We start from the raw sequence: 20,507 nt of genomic DNA, 5'->3' as shown, positions 1-20,507 counted from the left end.
AGTGTACGAGCTATGCCATGCCGGGTGATCAGGCGCGCCAACTGATCATTCGCAGCACGGGCGGTCGTTGCTGCGGATTGTAGGTGTGGCTGTCGATGTAGACCTGTGCCATGACCGCCTGCCACGACTCGATCTGCGGCGAGGATCTCCAGGTGCCCTCGACCAATCCCACGATCACCGCATTGTTGTCGTCGGTCAAGGTGTAGACCGGACCGCCGAAGTCCCGGCTCTCGGCGGCCATGTCGGTCATGGCGAAGCGGCCATTGCCGACCGAACTGACCGAACCGCATCGTTGGCCGCTCGCGCTACGAAGCTGGCACACGGGCATCCCGGGTTGTGCGCGCATCCCGGGCGCGGACACCAGATGGCGCCCCGTCGGCAGCACGTCGCTGGCCGTCACGTTCGGCGCAATCGCGATGACTTCGTACTCCACGGGCAACATCGAGGTGTCTGCGGTGGAGTCGGCATCGACTTGGCGGCGGCCGAGTACCACGTCGCCGATCGCCTTGCGGTCACCGTCGGTCACCACCGACTTCCCGCCATCGCATTGGCCACTGGTCACGGCGACCCGCAACCGCAGCTCGACCAGCCCCACCATGCAGACCGCATTGCCCTGGCGGATTTCCATCCCGGGAAACACCATGGTGCCCGGGTCGGCAACCGCCTGACCCGGTGCGGCAAAAAGCATCGTCGCGAATGCGGATACGATCACCAGCCGGCACCACCGGCGTTTGGGCTCTTCCATTGGGACGCATCACCCCTCACGTCCATCAGGGGATCTATCGCGTTTGTTACTTGACACACGTATACCCGCGTCCTGTGCGGTCAAACGACGTCCGGCTCCGTCCCGCGCGCGACCAAGTGCGGGCCGCAAAAGGGCCAGGAAACGAACAGTTCACCTGGGCATTTCGGCATAGTGATAGGTGAGCGTTCACCCCGGCGGTAAGCTGCCGGACAGGTTGAGTTCACAGCTGCGTCTCTAGCGGGAGCGGTGTGCAAAACACTGTTCACTCCCTTCTCACCAACACTCGATAGGCGCTCTCATGGCCGCTATTAGCTCCGCAAATTCAGCGGACCCACACGACCCCGCACGATGCCGGTACACGGCTCACTTCGACAGGGCACACCTGTTTGTCTACGCCCGCAATCTCGGGACGGTCCTGCGCGTCGACGGCGAGGTCGACGCCTCGAACGCACATGACCTCACCCAAGCGATCCGAAACTTCGCTCGGCTCAAGACCCCCTTGGTCATTGACCTCAGCCATCTGCGTTTTGTCAGTGTGGAAGGTTTTCGGGCGCTGCTGTTCCTCAACGACGAGCTTCGCAAGTCGCGCGTGTACTGCGGCGTGGTCGCCGGAGCGGCGGTTCGCCCCCTCTTACGCATCGTGCACGACAACGGGTTGCCGATCGCCGGCTCGGTGCCCGAGGCCTTCCAGAACATCGAAGACATCGTGCGAGCGCGCCGTCGCTTCCTGACCGACCTGGCCCGGCCGCGGCCACCCCGGCGCCAAACCGCCCACAGCGCTGCGTCGTGATTTTCGCCTAAACCGCTGCGCGGGTCAGGTTTTCGGCACTCGCGCAGTACTTGGATGCAGCGACGCATCGATCAGGGGACTGACGAACGAGCAGCCGGTGGCCGGACCGAATCCATCGTGGACCCGACAGCCCGTCCGCAGGCTGGTCGCCGCAGGCATCGGCCGATCGCCGGTTTCAGCCACCGCGCTGTAGGGTAGGGCGCGAAAATCGTTGGGCCGCAGCCTATGTATCAGCACGAACCGCCCGATCTGATCGGGCTCGGTTGATAGCTCAGCCAGATCGGCCGAGATCGGCAACTAGCTCCGGGTACCGAGCGGCCGGCACGCCTCGTCGGTCCGCGTCGGCTCGCGGAGGACGGTGAAGTTTCACTAAATTAATGTTTAAGTTATTGAACAAGGTGGTATGTGATGGCGGGCGACGCGGGGCGGCGTCCGAGGGTCAGCGTTGTGGTTTTGCCCGCCTCGTGGGCGGGTATGACGCGTGTGTTTAGGCCGCAGGCCTGGGCATGCCTAGCCGTCCTGGAGGGAGCGCTTGGGCATTATGAGGGTTTTGTCGTCTTCACCCGCCACGGCGTCGCCGCCGGTGGCGATCGGTTGGCTCAGCGCGGATGACTTTCAGACATGGCGATCGAACGTGCGGCGGACGGTTATGGGTGATGTCGCCGATTTCATCGCCGCGCGACGTGTTGGCGAACTCGACGATGCGCGCGTCGACGTCGCCGGCGACGTCCTCGTGGAGTTCGTCTCCGGCGGTAAGTGCCTGCGGTCCACATTCGTCTACCTGGGCTGGCTGTGCGGTGCGCCGCCCGACGACGCGGCGCTGCGGGCCGCGGCCAGTTTCGAGCTGGTGCACGCCTTCGCGCTGCTGCAGGACGACGTCATGGATGGATCCGACGAACGGCGCGGGCGCCCGTCGGCGCATCGGCAATTCGGGCAATGGCATCGCGAGCGCGGATTGTCCGGCTGCTCGCGACGTTTCGGTGAATCGGCCGCCATCCTGCTGGGCGACCTCTGCCTGATCTGGGCCGAACAGATGCTGCGTGACAGCGGCGTCGAGCCCCGGCGTCTGCAACGCGCGTGGCCGCGCTATGACGCCATGCGAATCGAACTCGCGGTCGGGCAATTCGCCGACTTGACCAACGATGCGCGACGGATGCCCGGGCTGGAAGTCGTGCTCGACGTGGCACGGCGTAAGTCGGGCAACTACACGGTGCGGCGGCCGCTGGAAATCGGCGCGGCGATGGGCGAGTGCGACGATCGGACGCTGTCCCAACTGGGTCGCTACGGTGCCGCCGTCGGCGAGGCATTCCAGCTTCGCGACGACGTGCTCGGCGTGTTCGGTGCGCCGGCAAGAACGGGAAAGCCCTGCGCGGGTGATTTGCTGGAGCGCAAGGCGACGAGCGTCGTGGTCGCCGCCCACCAGCTGGCCGATGCGCCGAGCCGGCGTGAACTCAGCGAGCTCGCGAACCGTGAAACCCTCGACGACAACGCGATCGACAGGTGGAAGGTGCTGATCGTCGAGACGGGAGCGGTGCAGCTGATCGAGGAGATGATCGGCGACCGCGTCGCTTCCGCTTGCGACCACCTCAGCGACTTGCCGATTGACGAGCCCGTTCGCACCGCACTGGCCGAAATGGCGGCCGTCTGCACGGACCGCGCCGAATGAGCAGTAGCGACCGGGGAGCCTGTTGATCATGCGGACCATCGAAGGGCGCGCAGATCACGTGGTGGTGATCGGGGCCGGGCTGGCGGGTCTCTCCGCGGCGTTGCACCTGGCCGGTCGGGGCCGCGCGGTCACGGTGGTGGAGCGCGAGCCGTGGCCGGGCGGGCGGGCCGGTCGCCTCGACATCGACGGCTACCGGATCGACACGGGGCCGACGGTGCTCACCATGCCGGACATCATCGACGAGACGTTCGCGGCGGTCGGCGAGCAGCTCTGCGACCGGATGGAGTTGTTGGCCGTCGATCCGGCCTACCGCGCCGTGTTCGCCGACGGCAGTGCGCTGGACGTGCACACCGATGCCGATCGGATGGCCGACGCCGTCGCAGAGTTCGCCGGCCTCGGGCAGGCAGCGGGCTACCGTCGGCTTCGGGAATGGCTGACGCGGTTGTACCGCACCGAATTCGACGGGTTCATCGCCGCCAACTTCGATTCGCCGCTGTCGCTGCTCACGCCGCAGTTGGCGCAGCTGACCGCGATCGGCGGCTTCCGCAAATGGGACCGCATGGTCAAGCGGTACATCAGCGACCCACGGCTGCAGCGGATCTTCACCTTCCAGTCGCTGTACGCGGGCGTGGCGCCACGCGATGCGCTGGCGGTGTATGCGGTCATCGCCTACATGGACACCATCTCGGGGGTGGTGTTCCCGCGCGGCGGCGTACGCGCGCTGCCCGACGGGCTGGCCGCGGCCGCCACCGCCGCCGGCGTCCGATTCTGTTACGGCACAACCGTTACCGCGCTCGAACGCACCGGCAGCAAGGTCAGCGCCGCAGTGACCGAGAAGTCCGGACGCATCGCCTGCGATGCGGTGGTGCTGACCACCGAACTGCCGCAGACCTACGCGCTGCTGGGCCGCACACCCCGTCGCGCCGTGCGGCTGCGATCCTCACCCTCGGCCGTCGTCGCTCACCTGGGTTGTCCCGCCGTCGCCTCCGAGACGGCCCACCACACCATCCTGTTCGGCGAGGCATGGGATCAGACCTTCACCGACATCGTCCGTGACGGTCAACTCATGCGGGACCCGTCGTTACTTGTCACCAGACCGACGGCCAGCGATCCGACCCTGGCTCCGCAGGGGCGCGATCTGCTCTACGTGCTGGCCCCGGCACCGAACCTGGATCGCGGCACCATTGATTGGGACAGAGCCGGCGGCGCCTACGTCGAGGACATGATCGCGCTGGTCGCCGAGCGGCTGCTGCCCGATTTAGCCCACGCCGCAACCGTTTTGGATGTCGTCACACCCGCCGACTGGGCGCGTCAGGGCATGGCGGCCGGCAGCCCGTTCGCGCTTGCCCACACCTTCGGCCAGACGGGACCGTTTCGCCCGGGCAATATGGTGCGCGGCATCGACAACGCGGTGCTCGCCGGGTCCTCCACGGTGCCCGGCATCGGCGTTCCGACCACCCTGATTTCCGGGCGGCTCGCCGCCGACCGAATCACCGGCATCGTCAAGCGCTCGGCCGCATACTTTGACATGAAAGCCGATCCGCCATGATGCGCAGCGAACTGGCCGCGGCCGGAATCGACGATCCGCAGCTGCGCGAGGGGTATCGCCAGTGCCGCGAACTCAATGCCGCGCATGGCCGCACCTTCTTCCTGGCCACCCGGCTGCTCGCGCCCGACCAGCGCCCGCCCGTGCATGCGCTGTACGGCTTCGCCCGGTATGCCGACGATATCCTCGACGATGTCGATCCACAGGTCGGCGCCGACATCCGCGGCCGGCTGCTGCAGCAGCTAGCGGAGCGTTTCTTCTCCGGCGGTGCTCATCCGGAGGATCCGCTGGTGGCCGCGGTCACCGATACTGTGCGGCGCTATCAGATCAGCACCGGGCTGTTCGAGGACTTTTTGGCTTCGATGCGGATGGATCTCACGGTCACCGACTATCCGGACCGGGCGGCCCTCAACCGCTACATGCGGGGCTCCGCGGAAGCGATTGGGCTGCAGGTGCTTCCGGTATTGGGAACCGTGACGCCCGTGCAGGAGGCCGCGCCGTACGCCGCGGCGCTGGGCAGGGCGTTCCAGCTCACCAACTTCCTGCGTGACGTCGACGAGGATCTGCTGCGCGGCCGGGTCTACCTGCCGGCCGACGAACTGGCCGCCGACGGGGTCGATCGAGAACTGTTGACGTGGTGCCACATGCACCGCCGCACCGATCCCCGGGTGCGCCGGGCCTTGATCGCCCAGCACGAAAACGCAAGACAGACCTACCGATTCGCCGCGCAGGGAATCGCCACGCTGGCCCGTCGTTCACGACCGTGCGTGGCAACCGCGGCGGCGCTGTACTCGGAGATCTTGGACTGCATCAAAAGAAGCGACTTCGCGGTGTTCGATCACCGCGCCACCGTCGGCACGGCTCGACGGCTTCGGGTCGCCGCTGCAGGGCTGATACGGTCGTGGCGGGCGCGCAACAGCGCACGGGGCGTTCGTCAATCGGGGGCCGCATGAGCGATCGGTGGCAATACCTGGCGGTGCTGGCCGCATGCCTGGTGATCACCGCGCCGCTGGAGATCTTCGGCCCCGGCGTCTATCGGCAGTGGCGACGCGTCGTCAAGGCGGTCGTGCCGGTGGCCGCGGTGTTCCTGGTCTGGGATGCGATCGCGGTCGCCGCCCACGTGTGGACATACGAGCGCGCCTACCTGTGCGGCCTGAGCATCCCGTTGCGGGTGCCGATCGAAGAGGTGCTGTTCTTCGTTGTCATTCCGGTCTGCGCGTTGCTGACCTACAACGCCGTGAGCACCATCCTGGAAAAGGTGCACCGCCGATGACCGGCCTCGGCTACACCCTGCCGGCGGCGCTGGCGGTATTGCTGGTCTGCGCACTGGAATTGGCGGTGCTCCGGACCGGGCTGTTCCGGCGGCCGGCGTACTGGCTGTCGATGCTGATCGTGCTGGGATTCCAGGTCCCGGTGGACGGCTGGCTGACCAAACTCAGTTCTCCCATCGTCATCTATGACGATCGGCAGCTGAGCGGCGTGCGGTTCCCGTTCGACATCCCGGTCGAGGACTTTCTATTCGGCTTCGCGTTGGTCACCGCGGTGCTGGTGCTGTGGGAACGGCAACGTGCACGTCGGTGATGCCGGCCCGGCATCCGGCGACTTGACGGCCGCGTTCGACGCGAGCGCTGCGGCATACGACCGGCTGGTCGGCGCCAGCCCGGGCTACCACACGCAGCTGGCATTGTCGGCTCGGCGGATGCGGATTCCCGCCCGCGGCAAGGGCTTACGGTTGCTCGATGCCGGATGCGGGACGGGCGCATCGACGGCCGCGTTGCTCGCGGTCGCACCGGAGGCCGACATCGTCGCCGTCGACGCGTCGCGGGGAATGCTCGACGCGGCGCTCGCGAAGGAGTGGCCCGCCTCGGTGCGCTTCGTGCACACCCCCGTCGAACAGCTGGCCGAGCACGGGATCACCGGACCGTTCGACGGCATCCTGGCGGCCTACCTGATCCGCAACGTCGCCGACCGCGACGATCAACTGCGCAAGTTCCGCGAGTTGTTGTGCCCGGGCGGCACTCTGGCGGTGCACGAATATTCGGTGCGCGATTCCCCCGCGGCCATCAAGATCTGGCACGCGGTGTGTTGGGGCATCATCATTCCCGCCGGGTGGTGGCGCACCCGGGACGCCGGGCTCTATCGCTACCTGTGGCGCAGCGTTCTGGGGTTCGACGGCGCCGCGCGGTTTCGGACTCGCCTGGCCGACGCCGGCTTCACCGCGGTGCACAGCGAGACGATGCCCGGCTGGGAAGCCAACATCGTGCACACTTTCCTGGCGGATGCGCCGCGATGACCACCGATCGACGTCGCCGAACATTCCCCGCGCCAACGGGACTGCCGGACGCCGGTGCACTCGAGTCGCGCCCCCGGGTGGCCGTCGTCGGCGGCGGGATCGCCGGGCTGACGACCGCCACCGGGCTGGCCGAGCGCGGCGTCACCGTCGAGGTCATCGAAAGCGAGCACTACCTCGGCGGCCGGGTGGGGGGCTGGACCGAGCGGGACGGCGACGCCGAGCTCGCGATGAACCGCGGCTTCCACGCATTCTTCCGGCAGTATTACAACCTGCGCGCCCTGCTGCGGCGGATCGACCCGCAATTGCGGATGCTCACTCCCGTCGAGGATTACCCGCTGATCGACGGAGCGGGGCGGCGCGACAGTTTCCGCGGGCTGCCGCGCACGCCGCCGTGGAACGCCGTGGTCTTCGCGGCGCGCAGCCCGACATTCCGGCTTCGTGACTTCACCCGTATCAGCGCCCGCGCCGCCGCACCACTGGCCGCGGTATCGGTGCCCGGCACCTACCAGCGCCTTGACCACACCGACGCCGCCACGTTTCTCGAAGACATCCGGTTCCCCGCGGCCGCACGGCATCTGGCGTTCGAGGTGTTTTCCCGCAGCTTCTTCGCCGACCCCTCGGAACTCTCGGCTGCCGAGTTGGCGACCATGTTCCACATCTACTTCCTGGGCTCCGCCGAAGGACTGATCTTCGACGTGCCGCGCGCGAACTACGACAGCGCCCTGTGGCAGCCGTTGCGCAGCTACCTCGAAGGGCGCGGCGTGCGTTTTCGGCTCGCCACGAAAGTCTTGAGCATCGACACAGCGTCCACGAAGCGTTTTCGGGTGCGGACCGATTCCGATGACCACTGCGATGTCGATGCCGTCGTAGTGGCCACCGACATCGCGGGTTTGCAGCGGATCGTTGCGGCGTCGAGCGAACTGGGCACCGCCGACTGGCGCGCCCAGATCTCCCGGCTGCGCGCCGCGCCGCCGTTCGCCGTGCATCGGTTGTGGCTCGACCGCCCGGTCGCCGCACACCGGCCGGCGTTTCTGGGCACGGCCGGACACGAACCGCTGGACAACATCAGCGTGCTGGAGCGCTATGAACGCGAAGCGCGTAACTGGGCCACCGCGCATCACGGTTCTGTCGTCGAATTGCACTCGTATGCACTGGATTGCGTGCCGTCTCGTGCTGCTGCGCTCCGCCAACTGCACAGGGTGTATCCGGAAACCGCTGCGGCACAGATCGTCCACGAGAAGCTGCTGCATCGCAGCGACTGCCCGCTGTTCTCGCCGGGCTCCTATCCCCACCGCCCCACGGTCATCACCCCCACTCCGGGCCTGCTGCTGGCCGGCGACGCCATCCGAATCGACTTGCCGGTGGCTCTCATGGAGCGCGCGGCCACCACCGGCTGGTGCGCCGCGAATCAATTACTGCAACGATGGGGCCTAGCCGGACACCCGTTGGTCACGGTACCCACCCAAGGCCGGTCACCACTGCTGCGATGGCTTGCCGCCCGCGAAAGATCCACCCGACCATGAAGATCCGCACCCAACTCCAACAACGTCTGTCCGCCATCCGGACCAAAGGATGGCCACTGCAGGTGATGCCGCGCATGTCCTGGGCCGATCAGCGTCCGACATATCGCGACGCACAACCTGCCATCATCGAGGCCGCGCTGCAACGCTCCCAGCGCAAACCCACCGGTAACTGGTACGCGTTCGCCGCGAGCCGCCAGGTGCCCGGCGGGCGGCCCTTCGGTACGCGCGTCGCCGGCGTCGATGTCGTCGCCTGGCGCGACGAACAGGGCCGGCTGTGCGTGGGACCGCGCAGTTGTCCCCATTTGGGGGCCGACCTCGCCACCGGCACCGTGCGCCAGGGCACGCTGATCTGCCGGTGGCACGGGCTGACGCTGGACGGATACGCGCACGAATTCGGCTGGAGCCCGCTGCCCAGTCACGACGACGGCGCCCTGGCGTGGGTGCGGCTCGACGCGGTGGGCGGGGAGGAGCCTCTGGACCACCCGGTGATTCCGGAAAGACCCACGGGCGACACCCTGAGCGCGGTCGCCAGCATGGTGGGTGTGTGCGAACCGACCGACGTCATCGCCAATCGGCTGGATCCGTGGCACGGCGCGTGGTTTCACCCCTACTCGTTCACGCGGCTCGACGTGCTCACGACGCCCACGGAACAGGCGGACCGATTCTTGGTGGCGGTGACATTCCGGATGGGACGCCTGGGGGTGCCCGTCGTCGCGGAGTTCAGTTGCCCGGAGGCACGCACCATCGTCATGCGCATCGTGGACGGAGAGGGGACGGGCAGCGTCGTCGAAACCCACGCGACGCCAATGGGTTCAGGGCCAGACGGGCAACCCCGCACCGCCGTCCTCGAGGCCACCATCGCGCGTTCGGAGCGGGCCGGTTTCAGGCGCGCCTCCCGGGCGGCGCCGCTGATCACCCCGTTCATGCGCTATGCGTCCACCAGACTCTGGCGCGACGACCTCGCCTATGCCGAGCGCCGCTACCAGGTCCGCGCCGAACGCGGGTAAGCCAAACCCGGGCGGTGCGTGTGAAACCGCCGCCGCCGTCTCAGGGGGCGTGCTCGGCCGCCGGGTCGGTCGCCGCGGGAGCCGGGTTGAGTCGGCGGCCGGTCGACCGCTGCCGCAGTACCCACAACACACCCGCCAGCAGGACCGCCGCCAACAGGATCACGGTTGGCCACATGGCCAATTGCGCCAGCCACAAACGCCGTTGCAGGCGCAGCGCTTTGCGCTCGGCGCGCCCCAGGCGCCGTGAGGTCTCGATCAAAGTCATCGCCACATCACATACCCGGGGCCGACCCAGTCAAACCGTCCTGCGCGGTCAGCGGTGGTTTGCGCCGGCAGCTTAACTATTCAATTACTGAATCACCGAATCCCGCAATCGGCGGTCCATGGGAAAGAGATCGTCGAGAGCCCGTGGCGATACTCGTTGATGGACTGAGGACACGACCGCGCGAAATCCCGATATTGCCTGCTCAGTGCGGCTGAGCCGCCGCGATCGTCGCTTCGGGGTGCCGTAGGCTGATGCCACCGATCGCACCGGGAATGCTGCGGGGCGTGTTGTCTCTCAGTGATGCCCGCAATGGGCTACAAAGGAGAATCGCCCGTGCGTTTTGCCGGCCGCGGGTAGCGGTCGCCGATACGCTGGTCGGCGTAGCTGGCAAGAAGGATGCGGGTAAGTGACCAAGCGCGCCGCCGCTGACCGGCGAGTAGACCGAGCCGAACTCGAGAAATTGATGTCGGCCGACATGCGTGCGATCACCGCGCAGTCCGACCGGATTGGCCGGCACTTTGCCCGCCAGAACGATGTGAGCGGCACGGATTTCCACGCACTGCTGCACATCATGGTCGCCGAAACCGCCGGCGAGCCGTTGACCGCGGCACAGTTGCGACGGCGGATGGACGTCTCACCGGCCGCGATCACCTATCTCGTCGATCGCATGATCGAGGCCGGCCACGTCCGGCGCGAACCCGATCCCCAGGACCGGCGCAAGACCCTGCTCCGCTACGAGAAACGGGGCATGGCACTGGCCCGGTCGTTTTTCACTCCCCTTGGCGCCGAGCTCCGTACCGCCCTGGCCAACCTTCCCGATCGCGACCTGGCGGCGGCACACCGGGTGTTCACGGCGATGATCGACGCGATGGCCGGCTTCGAATCCCGCCTCGCCACACCGAGTCCCAAAACACCCGCCGCCACCGAACCGAAGCGCGCGACCGTGAAAGGCCGTCGCAGCCCGGCGAGTCGCGGCGCCGCGCGGACCTAGGCCACGCCGATGAGGTCGACATCGCGCAGTTGTGCCAGGTTTGCGGCGCCACAGCCGTGCAGGCAGATGCGAAGCTCGTCGATGAACGGCTGCAGCCAATCCACCACGGCGGCAGTCGATTCGATCGCCGCTGGCAGCAGCGGCCGCGCCACCGCCACGACATCGGCACCCAGTGCTATCGCCTTGGCCGCATCCATACCGGTGCGGATGCCACCCGAGGCCACCAACGGGACCGCCGGTAGCACCTCACGCACCTCCACGACGGCGCGAGCGGTGGGGATACCCCAATCAGCCAAGTGCGGATAGCGCAGTTCGCCGTACCGCACGAACTGCTCGACCCGCGACCACGACGTGCCGCCGGCGCCCGCGACGTCGATTCCGGCCACCGGCAATTCGCCTTCTCCCCCGGCCAGCTCCGCGGCCGCTGAGCCACCGATCCCGTGCCCAACCTCCTTGAGCAGCACGGGATAGTCGAGGGTGTCAGCGGTCTCGCGCAACCTGCTCAGCGATCCGGAGAAATCGGTGTCGCCGTTGTGTTGCATCGCTTCCTGAAGCGGATTGGTATGCACGGCAAGGGCGTCGGCACCCACCCGGTCAAGGGCCTTCGCCAGATTCCGCATGGCGGTCTTCGTCAGTTGAGCCAAGCCGATGTTGCCGAACAGCAAGACATCCGGGGCGACATCGCGCACCGCGAAGCTGCCCGCGGCGCGCTCCCCCAGCGCACTGTCCAGCATGATCCGCTGCGAGCCCAGCATCATGCCCAGGCCCAGCTGTTGAGCCGCCGCGGCCAGGTTGCGGTTGATCGTGCCGGACAACTCGGCGCCCCCCGTCATCGCACCGATGAGTATCGGAGACCGCAGGTTTGCACCGAAAAAGCCGGTGGACAAGTCGATGTCGTCCAGGTTCGTCTGAGTCAGCGCGTTATACGGCAATTCATAGCGGTCCAACCCGGTGGTGACGCCGTCATAGCCGACCTGCTCGCTCAGGCAGACATCGATGTGCCGCCGCTTGCGGGTCGTCATCTCCCCCCGGTCAGCGGTCATCGCAGGCGCCCTTTCGCGTCCGACACTGCCCCCGGCCCCGCGTTCATAATGTCCATAGTGCCCCCTTTGCGTACCGCCGAAGCGGTTGCCAGGCGATACGTCATTTCAGTTGCTTAATGCTTAAGAAACTGAAAGGGTTGTATTCGTGGTGTGGGATCCCCTGGCGGCCGCTGCGACGGGACGGAACTTGCGCCAAAGCCGTTGAGCAACAAGCGGACCAGAAACAACCAGAACGGAGCACGCCGTGAACAGGTCGATACTGGGCGCGACCAGCCTGGCCGTCGCCGCAACCGCCGGCGCCGGAAGCATTGCCAGCAGTAGCGCCGTTTCCCGCTGGTACTCGCAGCTTCGCAAGCCCTCTTATCAACCGCCCCGTGCGGCCTTCCCCACGGCGTGGACCACGCTCTACGGTGACATCGCGGCCACGTCGGCGGTGACCCTCGACCGGTTTCACGCGGCCGGGCAGCGCGACAAAGCACGCAGCTACGCCGTGGCACTGACGGTGAACCTGCTCCTGAACGCCGGATGGAGCTGGCTGTTCTTTCGGTACCACAAACTCGGCGCGTCCGCCGTCGGGGCCGCGGCGCTGACCGCCAGTAGCGCCGATCTGGTCAGGCGCACGGCCGAAGCCACGCCGCGCGCCGGGCTGGCGTTACTGCCCTACCCGCTGTGGTGTGGCTTTGCGACCATCCTGTCCACCCACATCTGGCGACTCAACCGCTAAGGGAGTGGCCTATGGTGGGCAGCCGCGGCGACGGGGCCGCAACCGGCGGGCTACCGGGAGGCTTTTTTACGTTCGATGTCGGCCAAAGCGGCCGCCAGTTCGGCGCGCTGCGCGGCCGAGCTCTCCCAGGCGAGCTGCCGATTCTTGACCACCTTGGCCGGTGCGCCGACCGCGATCGAGTAGTCCGGGATCACGCCGCGGACCACCGCGTGCGATCCCAGCACGCAGCCGCGTCCGACGGAGGTGCCCCGCAGCACCGACACCTTGACGCCCACCCAGGTGTCCGGACCGATCCGGACCGGGGACTTGACGATGCCCTGGTCCTTGATCGGCAGGTCGATGTTGTCCATGCGGTGGTCGAAATCGCAGACGTAGCACCAGTCGGCCATCAACACCGAGTCACCGAGCTCGACGTCGAGGTAGGCGTTGATGACGTTGTCGCGGCCCAGCACCACCTTGTCGCCGAACCGCAGCGAGCCTTCGTGCGCCCGGATGGTGTTCTTGTCGCCGATGTGCACCCACCGGCCGATCTCGAGCTGCGCGAGTTCGGGCGTCGCGTGAATCTCGACGTCCTTGCCGAGAAACACCATGCCGCGGGTGATGATGTGCGGGTTGGCCAGCTTGAATTTCAGCAGCCGCCAGTAGCGCACCAGGTACCACGGGGTGTACGCGCGGTTGCGCAGCACCCATTTCAGCGAGGCCAGCGTGAGGAACTTGGCCTGGCGCGGATCCCGGAGATTCGATCCACGCCAGCGGCGATGAACCGGGGCACCCCACATGGATGTCATGGCCGGAAAGCCTAGTCGAGGGGCCAAGCGATACCCTCACGTGTACTTCATCGCCGCACCTGCCGAACGCCCTGCGGAAGGACTTGGAAACCGACGTGCTTGCCCGACACCTCGTCAGGGGGCTCCGGCGTTGGTCATCGGTAGTGCTGGCAGCTGTGCTCGCTGTCATGCTCGGCGCTTGCGGCAACACCGACTCGTGGGTCGACGCATCGGCCGCGCAAGGCTGGCCTGCGCAGTACGCCGACGCCGCCAACAGCAGCTACACCACCACCGGCGGGGCCACCAAGCTGTCACCGCAATGGACCCGGTCGGTGAAAGGGAGTCTGGCCGCCGGACCGGCGCTGAGCGCGCGCGGTTATCTGGTCCTCAACGCGCAAACCTCGGCGGGATGTTCGCTGATGGAGTGGGAGAACAACGACAACGGGCGCCAGCGCTGGTGCGTGCGTCTGGCCCAGGGCGGCGGATTCGGCGGCCCGCTGCTCGACGGTTTCGACAACGTCTACGTCGGCCAGCCCGGCGCGTTCCTGTCGTTCCCCGTGACCCAGTGGACGCGGTGGCGCCAGCCGGTGATCGGCATGCCCACCACGCCGCGGTTCCTCGGGCAAGGCGAGCTGCTCGTCGCCACACACCTCGGGCAGGTGCTGGTCTTCGATTCCCATCGCGGCCAGGTCGCGGGGAGCCCACTCGATCTGGTCGACGGCGTCGACCCCACCGATGCCGCGCGCGGGTTGGCCGATTGCGCGCCGGCCCGCCAGGGGTGTCCCGTCGCGGCCGCGCCCGCCTTTTCGCCGGCCAACGGGATGGTGGTGCTCGGCGTTTGGCAGCCCGGTGCTCGCGGCGCGGGTCTGGTGGGGCTGAAGTATCACCCCGGGCAGACGCCGCTGCTGACCCGGGAATGGAGCAGCGACGCCGTCGGCGCGGGTGTCATCGCCAGCCCGGTGCTATCGGCCGACGGGTCGACCATCTACGTCAACGGCCGCGACCAGCGACTGTGGGCACTGCGTGCCGCCGACGCGAAAGTGAAGTGGTCGGCGCCGTTGGGCTTCTTGGCGCAGACGCCGCCCGCAGTCACCCAGCAGGGCCTGATCGTGTCGGGCGGCGGGCCCGATACCCGGCTGGCGGCGTTCAAGGACGCCGGCGATCACGCCGATCAGGTGTGGCGCCGCGACGACGTCCTGCCCCTGTCGACATCCAGCCTGGCCGGCGCGGGCGTGGGCTACGCGGTGGTCAGCGGACCGCCGGCGAACGGCGCCCCCGGCATGTCACTGCTGGTGTTCGATCCGGGCAGCGGCCGCACCCTGAACAGCTATCCGCTGCCCGCGGCGACGGGATATCCGGTGGGGGTATCGGTCGGCAGCGATCGCCGCGTGGTGGCCGCGACCAGCGACGGTCAGGTTTACGGTTTTGCGCCGGAGTGACCGGGACATACTTGTGTAGTGCCGATCGACGACCCCGCGGCGCACGGCGTCGCAACAACCAACACTTCCGGAACCCAACGCAGCAACACCGCCGACATCGTGGCGACGCTCGTCTTGCTGGTCATCCACGCAGGCCTCTACGGCGCAACGTTTGTGCTGCTGGGCTTGCTGGTGATGAGCACCGACCCGTGCGGTTATCGCAAGTGCGGCGATCCCGCGTGGATCGACCGGGCCATGAACCTGGGCACCTGGGGCGGCGCCGCCCTCTTGCTCGTCGACATCGTGGTCGCGGTGTATCTGCTGGTGCGCCAGAAGCGGGCCTTTTTCGTCCCGATCATCGGGTGCATTGCGCAGGTGGCGTTGGCGATCGCCGCCGTGGCGATGGAGTTGCAGGCCGGCCCGGTCTGAGCCGTTACAGAGCCAGCGGCGGGATGGCGTTGCGGGGCACCTGGGCCTGCAGCGGCCCGCCGAACGCCGGCAGCATCTCGCCCGGGGCGAAGTAGAAGATCAGCGCATCGTCGGTGATGGCGAAGTTCTGATAGTGCGTCGGGTCATGTCCGGTCGAGGGCAAAATGGCCGCGCCCAAAGGGGTTTGGCGTTCCAGATCGCGCTGCACTATCGGAAAGATGGCGTCCAGCGGCGTAGCGCCCGGAGGGAACAGGTTGTCGAAGGTGATGGGCTGCTTGGTCCCGAGGTTGTAGTTGAACGCCTTGTACCAGATCGACGAGTGCGCTCCCCCGACATCCTGGAAGAACTTGAGCACGACGCTGCGCGTGTTGTGCGGCGGCTGCCCGGCACTGTGCTGATCGGTGGTGGCCTCCAGCTGGAAGGGCTGATCGCGTCCCCCGGAACTCTGCGCAACGTTGACGAAGCCGTCCCGGTTCTGGGTGATGTAGTCGGCCAGGGCCTGTTCGTCCGGGTAGTCGGCGGGAAACATCATGTTGAGCGTGTAGTTGGGGCCGGTGGCGTGCAGACGACACATCTGGCCGGCCTCGATACTGCCGCCCAGGCCGGCACACGACGGTGGATCGGCCGCGGCCGGCCCGCCCAAGAAGACCGCCGCCGCGAGCAGCGCAGCGGCTATCGGGTAACGCATCGTGGAATTGTCCTCGCAGACTGGCCAGGGCGGGTGACCCGGGGAAGTGACGCCGCCAGCGTACCCGGCGCTAGCGCGAGGGCTGGCAAACGAAGGCCATCGCCCGACTGGAGGCCCGCGCGCCCATGCGGGCGATGACCACCGACAGCGATCGGCTGCCACGCAGCCGCATCCGTTTGCGCAGCGCGTCCGGGTCGACCCGCACCCCGCGCACCAGGACCTCCAGCGACCCGCAGTCCTGCGCCGACAGCGCCTGGCGAAGCCGGCGTTCGTCGAAGACCAGCTGCTCGAGCACCTCGAATCCGCGGTCGGCCGCCGGTAACCGATCGCCGGAGAGGTAGGCGATGTCGGGATCGAGCTGCCACAGCCCGTGCCGCGCGCCGTAGTGGCGCACCAGCCCGGCCCTCACCACGGCGCCGTCCGGGTCGACGATCCAGCGCCCGACCGGCCGCACCGGGCAGTCGTCGGCGTCGGTGTCGGTGAGCTGCTCGCCGCGATCCAGCATGTTCGCCCGCCGGCCCACGCCCGGCTGCGCCAGTCCGGCCGACCACAGGCATGCTTCCCGGACCGAACCGCGATACGACGTCACCTCGATTTCCCCGCCGAAACCCAGGCGCCGCACCTCATCGAAATCGATTCCGGGAGCGCACTTTACGACGGATTCCCGGCCGCGGTAGGTGTGGAGCAGCGAGCCCAGGTCGGGCTGGTAGTCGTCGATGCGCAGCCGCCGCCGGCCCTCGACGCGGCGGGCCGGATCGACGACGAGGACGGCGTCGCGGGTGATCGGGTGCAGGGCGTCCCCGCGGCAGATCCAGGCCGCCTCCCCCAGGTTGTGGCGCGCCATCGCGAGCCGCACCGGATCGATATCGCTGCCCACCGCGGTCAGCCCGCAAGCGTGCAGCGCGGCGAGCTCGGTGCCGATCGAACAGGTCGCGTCGTGCACGACGACGTCGGTCCCGCCGGTCAGCCGCCCGGCCCGGTGCAACGCCACCGGCGCCGCCGTGGCCTGCTGCAGCGCCTCGTCGGTGAACAGCCAATCCGCCACGCCCGGCCCCAGCCCGCTCAGCTTGTCGGCGGCGCGGCGGCGCAACAGGACCGTCTCCACCAGCACCGCGGTCCGGTCCCCGAATTGCCTCCGCGCGGCGGCGACGTCGCCGACCCGGGTGGCGTCGGTCAGTTCGAGTCCGGCGACCGCCGCCAGCGCCGCATCACCCGCGCGCGACCGCAGGTAACTGACGTCGTCCGCGCTGAACCTGATTGCCCGGCTCCTCCTCACGCCGCTGCGCGGCCTGCATCGTCGCCGCGCTGAAACGCAGCCCTACGCTCAGGAGGGTTTGACCCCGGTCACCATCACGTTGTAGAACCAGCCCTTCGGGGCCACGCGGCGCCACACGTTGGCGTCCACCCAGCTCAGCGTCTTCCAGCCGTTGAAGGCGAATTTCGCCCAACGCCAGCCCAGGCGCCCGGGCGGCACCGACGCCTCGAAGGTGCGCACCGGCCAGCCGAACATCGCGGCGGTGAACTCTTCGCTGACGGTCCGCACCTCGGTGGCACCGGCGTTGGCGGCCATCCGCTCCAGGTCGCCCGGGGTGAAGGTGTGCAGGTCGACGATGGCCTCCAGCGCCGCCGCCCGCGAGGATTCGTCGAGCTCGGCCTGCGGGCGCCGCCAGCTACCCAGGCCGGGCAGTTTGGTGACGTTGGTGGCGATGCGCCAGGTCAGGGTGGACAACTCGCGGGCGTAGATGTCGCCGGCGCTGGTCGGCTCGCCGGCGAAGACGAACCGGCCGCCGGGGCGCAGCACCCGGATCACCTCACGCAGCGACAGCTCCACATCGGGAATGTGGTGCAGCACGGCGTGCCCGACAACCAGGTCAAAGGTGTTGTCCTCGTAGGGGATGCCCTCGGCGTCGGCGACCCGGCCGTCGATGTCGAGGCCCAGCGACTGCCCGTTGCGGGTGGCGACCTTGACCATGCCCGGCGACAGATCGGTCACCGACCCGCGCCGGGCGACCCCGGACTGGATCAGGTTGAGCAAGAAAAACCCTGTGCCACAGCCTAATTCGAGAGCCCGGTCGTAGGGCAGCTCGCGCAGCACCTCGTCGGGAACGATGGCGTCGAATCGACCCCGGGCGTAGTCGATGCAACGCTGGTCATAGGAGATCGACCACTTGTCGTCGTAAGTCTCGGCTTCCCAGTCGTGGTAGAGCACCTGGGCCAGCTTGCTGTCGTGCCGGGCGGCTTCCACCTGCTCGGCGGTGGGGTGGGGCGTCGGAACGGCGTCGGTCGAACTGGTCATGCAGGGCAGCCTAACGGCCGCCGGGATCCGCCAGATCGCCACCGCCCTGACCAGCGGAGAACACCTCGACGTAGCGCCGGCGTTCGGCGGCGCGCCGCTCGGAGGGTTCCAGGTCGAAAACGTCGTTGATCCCGGCCTTGGCGGCCGCCAGCGCGTGCCGCGGCCCGTCGAGAAAACGGCGCGCCCACCCGGCGGCGGCGTCGTACACGTCGTCGGGGGCCACCATTTCGTCGATCAGGCCCAGCGTCAGGGCCTCTTCGGCGTCGAAGAAGCGGCCGCTGAAGACCAGCTCCTTGGCCTTGCTCGCCCCGGCCACCCGGGTCAGGCGGGCCATCGCATCGCCGCCGGGCACCAGGCCGGCCAGGATTTCGGTCGCGCCGAACTTCACGTTGTCCCCGCTGATCCGCCAGTCGGCGGCCAGGGCCAGCGTGAGCCCGGCGCCCAACGCGTATCCGGTGATCGCTGCGACGGTCGGCTTGGGGATCGCCGCCACGGCATCGATGGCCTCCTGCCGGACCCGCGCCGCGCTCTCGGCTTCGGAGCCCCGCAGCGTGCGCAGCTCGGGCATGTCGTCGCCCGCGGAGAAGATCTCGTGGCCGCCGAACAGAATCACCACGGCGACGTCGTCGCGCCGGCCCAATTCCTCGGCCGCCGCGATGACCTCCCGATACACCTGGCGGGTCATCGCGTTCGTCGGTGGGCGCGACAGCAGCAACATGGCCAGCCCGGCGTCCTGGGACCCGTCGCTGACCACCACGCTGACGAACTCGCTCAATGCCGCCATCCCAGGCCACCCGCTTCCCGCGCCTGGTGGTAGCGGTCGGAGTCGAAGAACTCGAACACCCAGTTGTCGCCTGAGATCTCGAGATGTGGCTGCACGGGCACGATCTGGCGCTCGACGGCCAGCACCTCGGCCACGGTCCGCCCGGCCAGCGAGTCCAGCTGCGTCCACGTCGGAGGCAACAAAAAGCTGCGGCCTGCCGAGAAGTCGTCGATGGCCGCCTCCGGCGTCGTCCAGCCCGCCCGATCGGATTCGGTGTTCTCCCCGTCGGCGCGCTGCCCCTGCGGCAGGGCACCCACGAAGAAATAGGTGTCATAGCGCCGGGTGCGCTCGGCCTCCGGCGTCACCCAGTTGGCCCACGGCCGCAACAGATCCGAGCGCAGCTCGAGGTTCTCCCGGCGCAGGAAGTCCGCGAATGACAACGTCCCGTCGGCCAGCGCGCGGCGGGCCTCGCGGTAGACCGAGGCGTCGCCCACAACGCCGTCCGGTGCCGAAGATGATTGGCCCGCCGGTCCGGCGAACAGCACCCCCGACTCCTCGAACGTCTCGCGGGCCGCGGCGCAGACCAAGGCCTCGGCCAGGTCGCGTTCGATGCCGAAGCGCTGCGCCCACCACTCCGGTGGCGGCCCGGCCCACGCTCCGCGCCCGCCTAAGTCCGCGTCGCGGTCGCGTTCGTCGACACCGCCGCCGGGAAACACCATCGTCCCCGCGGCGAACTCCATCTTGGCGTGCCTGCGCATCAGGAAGACGGCTAACCCGGTCTTCGGGCCGTGCGGTTCGTCGCGGACCAGCATCACGGTGGCGGCCGGCCGTGCGACCAGCGGGGCTTGGTCGGGTGACGTCATAGCGGCCTCCGGTGGGCTGCGCGGGTTCGGACTCGCCGCGCGAAATAACGCCCGTCGACCACGTCGAGGGCGATCGCCTGACCGAAGGCGGTGGACAGATTCTCGGCGGTCAGCACGTCGGTCAGCAAACCCGCGGCCACCACCTCGGCTTCCGAGAGCAGCATGCAGTGGCTGAACCCGGGCGGAATCTCCTCGACGTGGTGGGTGACCAGCACCAGGGCGGGCGCGTCCGGGTCGGCGGCCAGGTCGGCCAGCCGCGCGACCAACTCCTCGCGGCCGCCCAGATCCAGGCCGGCGGCGGGCTCGTCGAGCAGGAGCAGCTCGGGGTCGGTCATCAGCGCCCGGGCGATCAGCACCCGCTTGCGCTCGCCTTCGGACAGCGTTCCGTAGGTGCGGGCCGCGAGGTGCTCGGCGCCCAGGCTCTCCAGCATGTCGATCGCCCGTTGGTAGTCGACGTCCTCGTAGCGCTCCCGCCATCTGCCCAGCACCGCGTAGCCGGCCGACACCACGAGATCGCGTACCACCTCGTCGGTGGGTATCCGCTGCGCCAAAGCCGAGGAGCTGAGCCCGATCCGGGATCGCAACTCGGTCACGTCGACCCGGCCCAGCCGCTCGCCGAGCACGAAAGCGATGCCGGACGAGGGATGTTCGGCCGCCGCGGCGATCCGCAGCAGCGAGGTCTTGCCGGCC

The 20,507-nt window shown here is 68.3% G+C and carries 23 protein-coding genes; 13 read left to right on the top strand and 10 right to left on the bottom strand.

Annotated elements, in window-relative coordinates; genetic code table 11:
- Nucleotides 1-28 precede the first annotated feature (28 nt).
- Complete coding sequence (locus A5782_RS09035) at nt 29-745, bottom strand: hypothetical protein (protein WP_067098183.1); 717 nt, start codon at nt 743-745, stop codon at nt 29-31.
- 298 nt (nt 746-1,043) lie between these two features.
- Here A5782_RS09035 and A5782_RS09030 point away from each other — a divergent pair, with 298 nt between their 5' ends.
- From A5782_RS09030 to A5782_RS08985, 9 genes are all read left to right on the top strand, one after another.
- A complete protein-coding gene (locus tag A5782_RS09030; protein WP_082942847.1) occupies nt 1,044-1,535 on the top strand; it encodes an STAS domain-containing protein in 492 nt (163 codons plus the stop codon).
- 541 nt (nt 1,536-2,076) lie between these two features.
- Nucleotides 2,077-3,201, top strand: a complete 1,125-nt coding sequence (locus A5782_RS09020; RefSeq protein ID WP_369815606.1) for a polyprenyl synthetase family protein — start codon at nt 2,077-2,079, stop codon at nt 3,199-3,201.
- A 28-nt stretch (nt 3,202-3,229) separates the two neighbouring features.
- A complete protein-coding gene (gene crtI, locus A5782_RS09015) occupies nt 3,230-4,750 on the top strand; it encodes a phytoene desaturase family protein (protein ID WP_067098176.1) in 1,521 nt (506 codons plus the stop codon).
- Nucleotides 4,747-5,700 (top strand): phytoene/squalene synthase family protein, encoded by a 954-nt coding sequence (locus tag A5782_RS09010; RefSeq protein ID WP_067098173.1) that lies wholly within the window; start codon nt 4,747-4,749, stop codon nt 5,698-5,700. The genes crtI and A5782_RS09010 overlap by 4 nt, the downstream gene beginning before the upstream one ends.
- Nucleotides 5,697-6,020 (top strand): lycopene cyclase domain-containing protein, encoded by a 324-nt coding sequence (locus A5782_RS09005; RefSeq protein ID WP_067098170.1) that lies wholly within the window; start codon nt 5,697-5,699, stop codon nt 6,018-6,020. The genes A5782_RS09010 and A5782_RS09005 overlap by 4 nt, the downstream gene beginning before the upstream one ends.
- Nucleotides 6,017-6,328: a lycopene cyclase domain-containing protein gene (locus tag A5782_RS09000; protein WP_067098167.1), complete on the top strand. Its 312-nt coding sequence runs from the start codon at nt 6,017-6,019 to the stop codon at nt 6,326-6,328. Before A5782_RS09005 ends, A5782_RS09000 begins: the two co-directional genes overlap by 4 nt.
- A complete protein-coding gene (locus tag A5782_RS08995) occupies nt 6,315-7,040 on the top strand; it encodes a class I SAM-dependent methyltransferase (protein ID WP_067098164.1) in 726 nt (241 codons plus the stop codon). Before A5782_RS09000 ends, A5782_RS08995 begins: the two co-directional genes overlap by 14 nt.
- Nucleotides 7,037-8,563 (top strand): FAD-dependent oxidoreductase, encoded by a 1,527-nt coding sequence (locus A5782_RS08990; protein ID WP_067098160.1) that lies wholly within the window; start codon nt 7,037-7,039, stop codon nt 8,561-8,563. Before A5782_RS08995 ends, A5782_RS08990 begins: the two co-directional genes overlap by 4 nt.
- The gene (locus A5782_RS08985) at nt 8,560-9,570 is read left to right on the top strand and encodes a DUF5914 domain-containing protein (protein WP_067098157.1); all 1,011 of its coding nucleotides are present in this window, start codon (nt 8,560-8,562) and stop codon (nt 9,568-9,570) included. The genes A5782_RS08990 and A5782_RS08985 overlap by 4 nt, the downstream gene beginning before the upstream one ends.
- Before the next feature lie 40 nt (nt 9,571-9,610).
- Here A5782_RS08985 and A5782_RS08980 read toward each other — a convergent pair whose 3' ends face one another.
- Entirely contained in the window at nt 9,611-9,835 is a 225-nt protein-coding gene (locus tag A5782_RS08980) for a hypothetical protein (RefSeq protein WP_067098154.1), read from the bottom strand.
- A 406-nt stretch (nt 9,836-10,241) separates the two neighbouring features.
- On the opposite strand from A5782_RS08980, the gene A5782_RS08975 reads away from it, so the two are divergent.
- Nucleotides 10,242-10,826 (top strand): MarR family winged helix-turn-helix transcriptional regulator, encoded by a 585-nt coding sequence (locus A5782_RS08975; protein ID WP_067098151.1) that lies wholly within the window; start codon nt 10,242-10,244, stop codon nt 10,824-10,826.
- Here A5782_RS08975 and fni read toward each other — a convergent pair.
- Nucleotides 10,823-11,869, bottom strand: coding sequence for a type 2 isopentenyl-diphosphate Delta-isomerase (gene fni, locus A5782_RS08970; RefSeq protein ID WP_067098148.1), 1,047 nt, complete (start codon nt 11,867-11,869; stop codon nt 10,823-10,825). The genes A5782_RS08975 and fni overlap by 4 nt on opposite strands.
- A gap of 244 nt (nt 11,870-12,113) precedes the next feature.
- Between fni and A5782_RS08965 the strand changes: the two genes are divergently transcribed.
- The gene (locus tag A5782_RS08965) at nt 12,114-12,593 is read left to right on the top strand and encodes a TspO/MBR family protein (protein ID WP_067098145.1); all 480 of its coding nucleotides are present in this window, start codon (nt 12,114-12,116) and stop codon (nt 12,591-12,593) included.
- A gap of 50 nt (nt 12,594-12,643) precedes the next feature.
- Here the strand turns inward: A5782_RS08965 and A5782_RS08960 are convergent, their stop codons facing one another.
- On the bottom strand, nt 12,644-13,381 hold the full coding sequence (locus A5782_RS08960; protein WP_067098142.1) for an acetyltransferase: 738 nt from the start codon (nt 13,379-13,381) through the stop codon (nt 12,644-12,646).
- A gap of 167 nt (nt 13,382-13,548) precedes the next feature.
- Between A5782_RS08960 and A5782_RS08955 the strand changes: the two genes are divergently transcribed.
- Together A5782_RS08955 and A5782_RS08950 are read left to right on the top strand one after the other, a co-directional pair.
- On the top strand, nt 13,549-14,799 hold the full coding sequence (locus A5782_RS08955) for a PQQ-binding-like beta-propeller repeat protein (RefSeq protein WP_197694166.1): 1,251 nt from the start codon (nt 13,549-13,551) through the stop codon (nt 14,797-14,799).
- 18 nt (nt 14,800-14,817) lie between these two features.
- Nucleotides 14,818-15,207, top strand: coding sequence for a DUF6264 family protein (locus A5782_RS08950; protein ID WP_067098137.1), 390 nt, complete (start codon nt 14,818-14,820; stop codon nt 15,205-15,207).
- A gap of 4 nt (nt 15,208-15,211) precedes the next feature.
- Here the strand turns inward: A5782_RS08950 and A5782_RS08945 are convergent, their stop codons facing one another.
- The 6 genes from A5782_RS08945 to A5782_RS08920 form a co-directional block, all read right to left on the bottom strand.
- Nucleotides 15,212-15,895: an esterase gene (locus tag A5782_RS08945; RefSeq protein WP_067098134.1), complete on the bottom strand. Its 684-nt coding sequence runs from the start codon at nt 15,893-15,895 to the stop codon at nt 15,212-15,214.
- Nucleotides 15,896-15,965: 70 nt separating this feature from the next.
- A complete protein-coding gene (locus tag A5782_RS08940) occupies nt 15,966-17,171 on the bottom strand; it encodes a class I SAM-dependent methyltransferase (protein WP_231986629.1) in 1,206 nt (401 codons plus the stop codon).
- Nucleotides 17,172-17,219: 48 nt separating this feature from the next.
- Nucleotides 17,220-18,191 carry a class I SAM-dependent methyltransferase gene (locus tag A5782_RS08935; protein ID WP_067098131.1) on the bottom strand — a complete coding sequence of 324 codons (972 nt, stop codon included), beginning with the start codon at nt 18,189-18,191 and terminating at the stop codon, nt 17,220-17,222.
- Nucleotides 18,192-18,201: 10 nt separating this feature from the next.
- Nucleotides 18,202-18,966 carry an enoyl-CoA hydratase gene (locus A5782_RS08930; RefSeq protein ID WP_156623862.1) on the bottom strand — a complete coding sequence of 255 codons (765 nt, stop codon included), beginning with the start codon at nt 18,964-18,966 and terminating at the stop codon, nt 18,202-18,204.
- On the bottom strand, nt 18,963-19,817 hold the full coding sequence (locus A5782_RS08925; protein ID WP_067098125.1) for an NUDIX hydrolase: 855 nt from the start codon (nt 19,815-19,817) through the stop codon (nt 18,963-18,965). The genes A5782_RS08930 and A5782_RS08925 overlap by 4 nt, the downstream gene beginning before the upstream one ends.
- A partial coding sequence (locus A5782_RS08920; protein ID WP_067098122.1) for an ABC transporter ATP-binding protein occupies nt 19,814-20,507 on the bottom strand: 694 nt, incomplete at its 5' end. The genes A5782_RS08925 and A5782_RS08920, both read right to left, overlap by 4 nt.

Origin of the sequence: Mycobacterium sp. 852002-40037_SCH5390672 (genome assembly GCF_001665875.1) — a bacterium.
Taxonomy (GTDB): Bacteria; Actinomycetota; Actinomycetes; order Mycobacteriales; family Mycobacteriaceae; genus Mycobacterium.
The sequence above is the reverse complement of the archived record's forward strand: the minus strand, read 5'-3'. Positions and strand labels throughout refer to the sequence as shown.

Excerpts from the sequence above, each read along its gene's own strand:
- A5782_RS09035 (WP_067098183.1), bottom strand. The coding sequence starts at position 745 with ATGGAAGAGCCCAAACGCCGGTGGTGCCGGCTGGTGATCGTATCCGCA.
- A5782_RS09030 (WP_082942847.1), top strand. The coding sequence starts at position 1,044 with ATGGCCGCTATTAGCTCCGCAAATTCAGCGGACCCACACGACCCCGCA.
- A5782_RS09020 (WP_369815606.1), top strand. The coding sequence starts at position 2,077 with ATGAGGGTTTTGTCGTCTTCACCCGCCACGGCGTCGCCGCCGGTGGCG.
- crtI (WP_067098176.1), top strand. The coding sequence starts at position 3,230 with ATGCGGACCATCGAAGGGCGCGCAGATCACGTGGTGGTGATCGGGGCC.
- A5782_RS09010 (WP_067098173.1), top strand. The coding sequence starts at position 4,747 with ATGATGCGCAGCGAACTGGCCGCGGCCGGAATCGACGATCCGCAGCTG.
- A5782_RS09005 (WP_067098170.1), top strand. The coding sequence starts at position 5,697 with ATGAGCGATCGGTGGCAATACCTGGCGGTGCTGGCCGCATGCCTGGTG.
- A5782_RS09000 (WP_067098167.1), top strand. The coding sequence starts at position 6,017 with ATGACCGGCCTCGGCTACACCCTGCCGGCGGCGCTGGCGGTATTGCTG.
- A5782_RS08990 (WP_067098160.1), top strand. The coding sequence starts at position 7,037 with ATGACCACCGATCGACGTCGCCGAACATTCCCCGCGCCAACGGGACTG.
- A5782_RS08985 (WP_067098157.1), top strand. The coding sequence starts at position 8,560 with ATGAAGATCCGCACCCAACTCCAACAACGTCTGTCCGCCATCCGGACC.
- A5782_RS08980 (WP_067098154.1), bottom strand. The coding sequence starts at position 9,835 with ATGACTTTGATCGAGACCTCACGGCGCCTGGGGCGCGCCGAGCGCAAA.
- fni (WP_067098148.1), bottom strand. The coding sequence starts at position 11,869 with ATGACCGCTGACCGGGGGGAGATGACGACCCGCAAGCGGCGGCACATC.
- A5782_RS08960 (WP_067098142.1), bottom strand. The coding sequence starts at position 13,381 with ATGACATCCATGTGGGGTGCCCCGGTTCATCGCCGCTGGCGTGGATCG.
- A5782_RS08955 (WP_197694166.1), top strand. The coding sequence starts at position 13,549 with ATGCTCGGCGCTTGCGGCAACACCGACTCGTGGGTCGACGCATCGGCC.
- A5782_RS08945 (WP_067098134.1), bottom strand. The coding sequence starts at position 15,895 with ATGCGTTACCCGATAGCCGCTGCGCTGCTCGCGGCGGCGGTCTTCTTG.
- A5782_RS08935 (WP_067098131.1), bottom strand. The coding sequence starts at position 18,191 with ATGACCAGTTCGACCGACGCCGTTCCGACGCCCCACCCCACCGCCGAG.
- A5782_RS08925 (WP_067098125.1), bottom strand. The coding sequence starts at position 19,817 with ATGACGTCACCCGACCAAGCCCCGCTGGTCGCACGGCCGGCCGCCACC.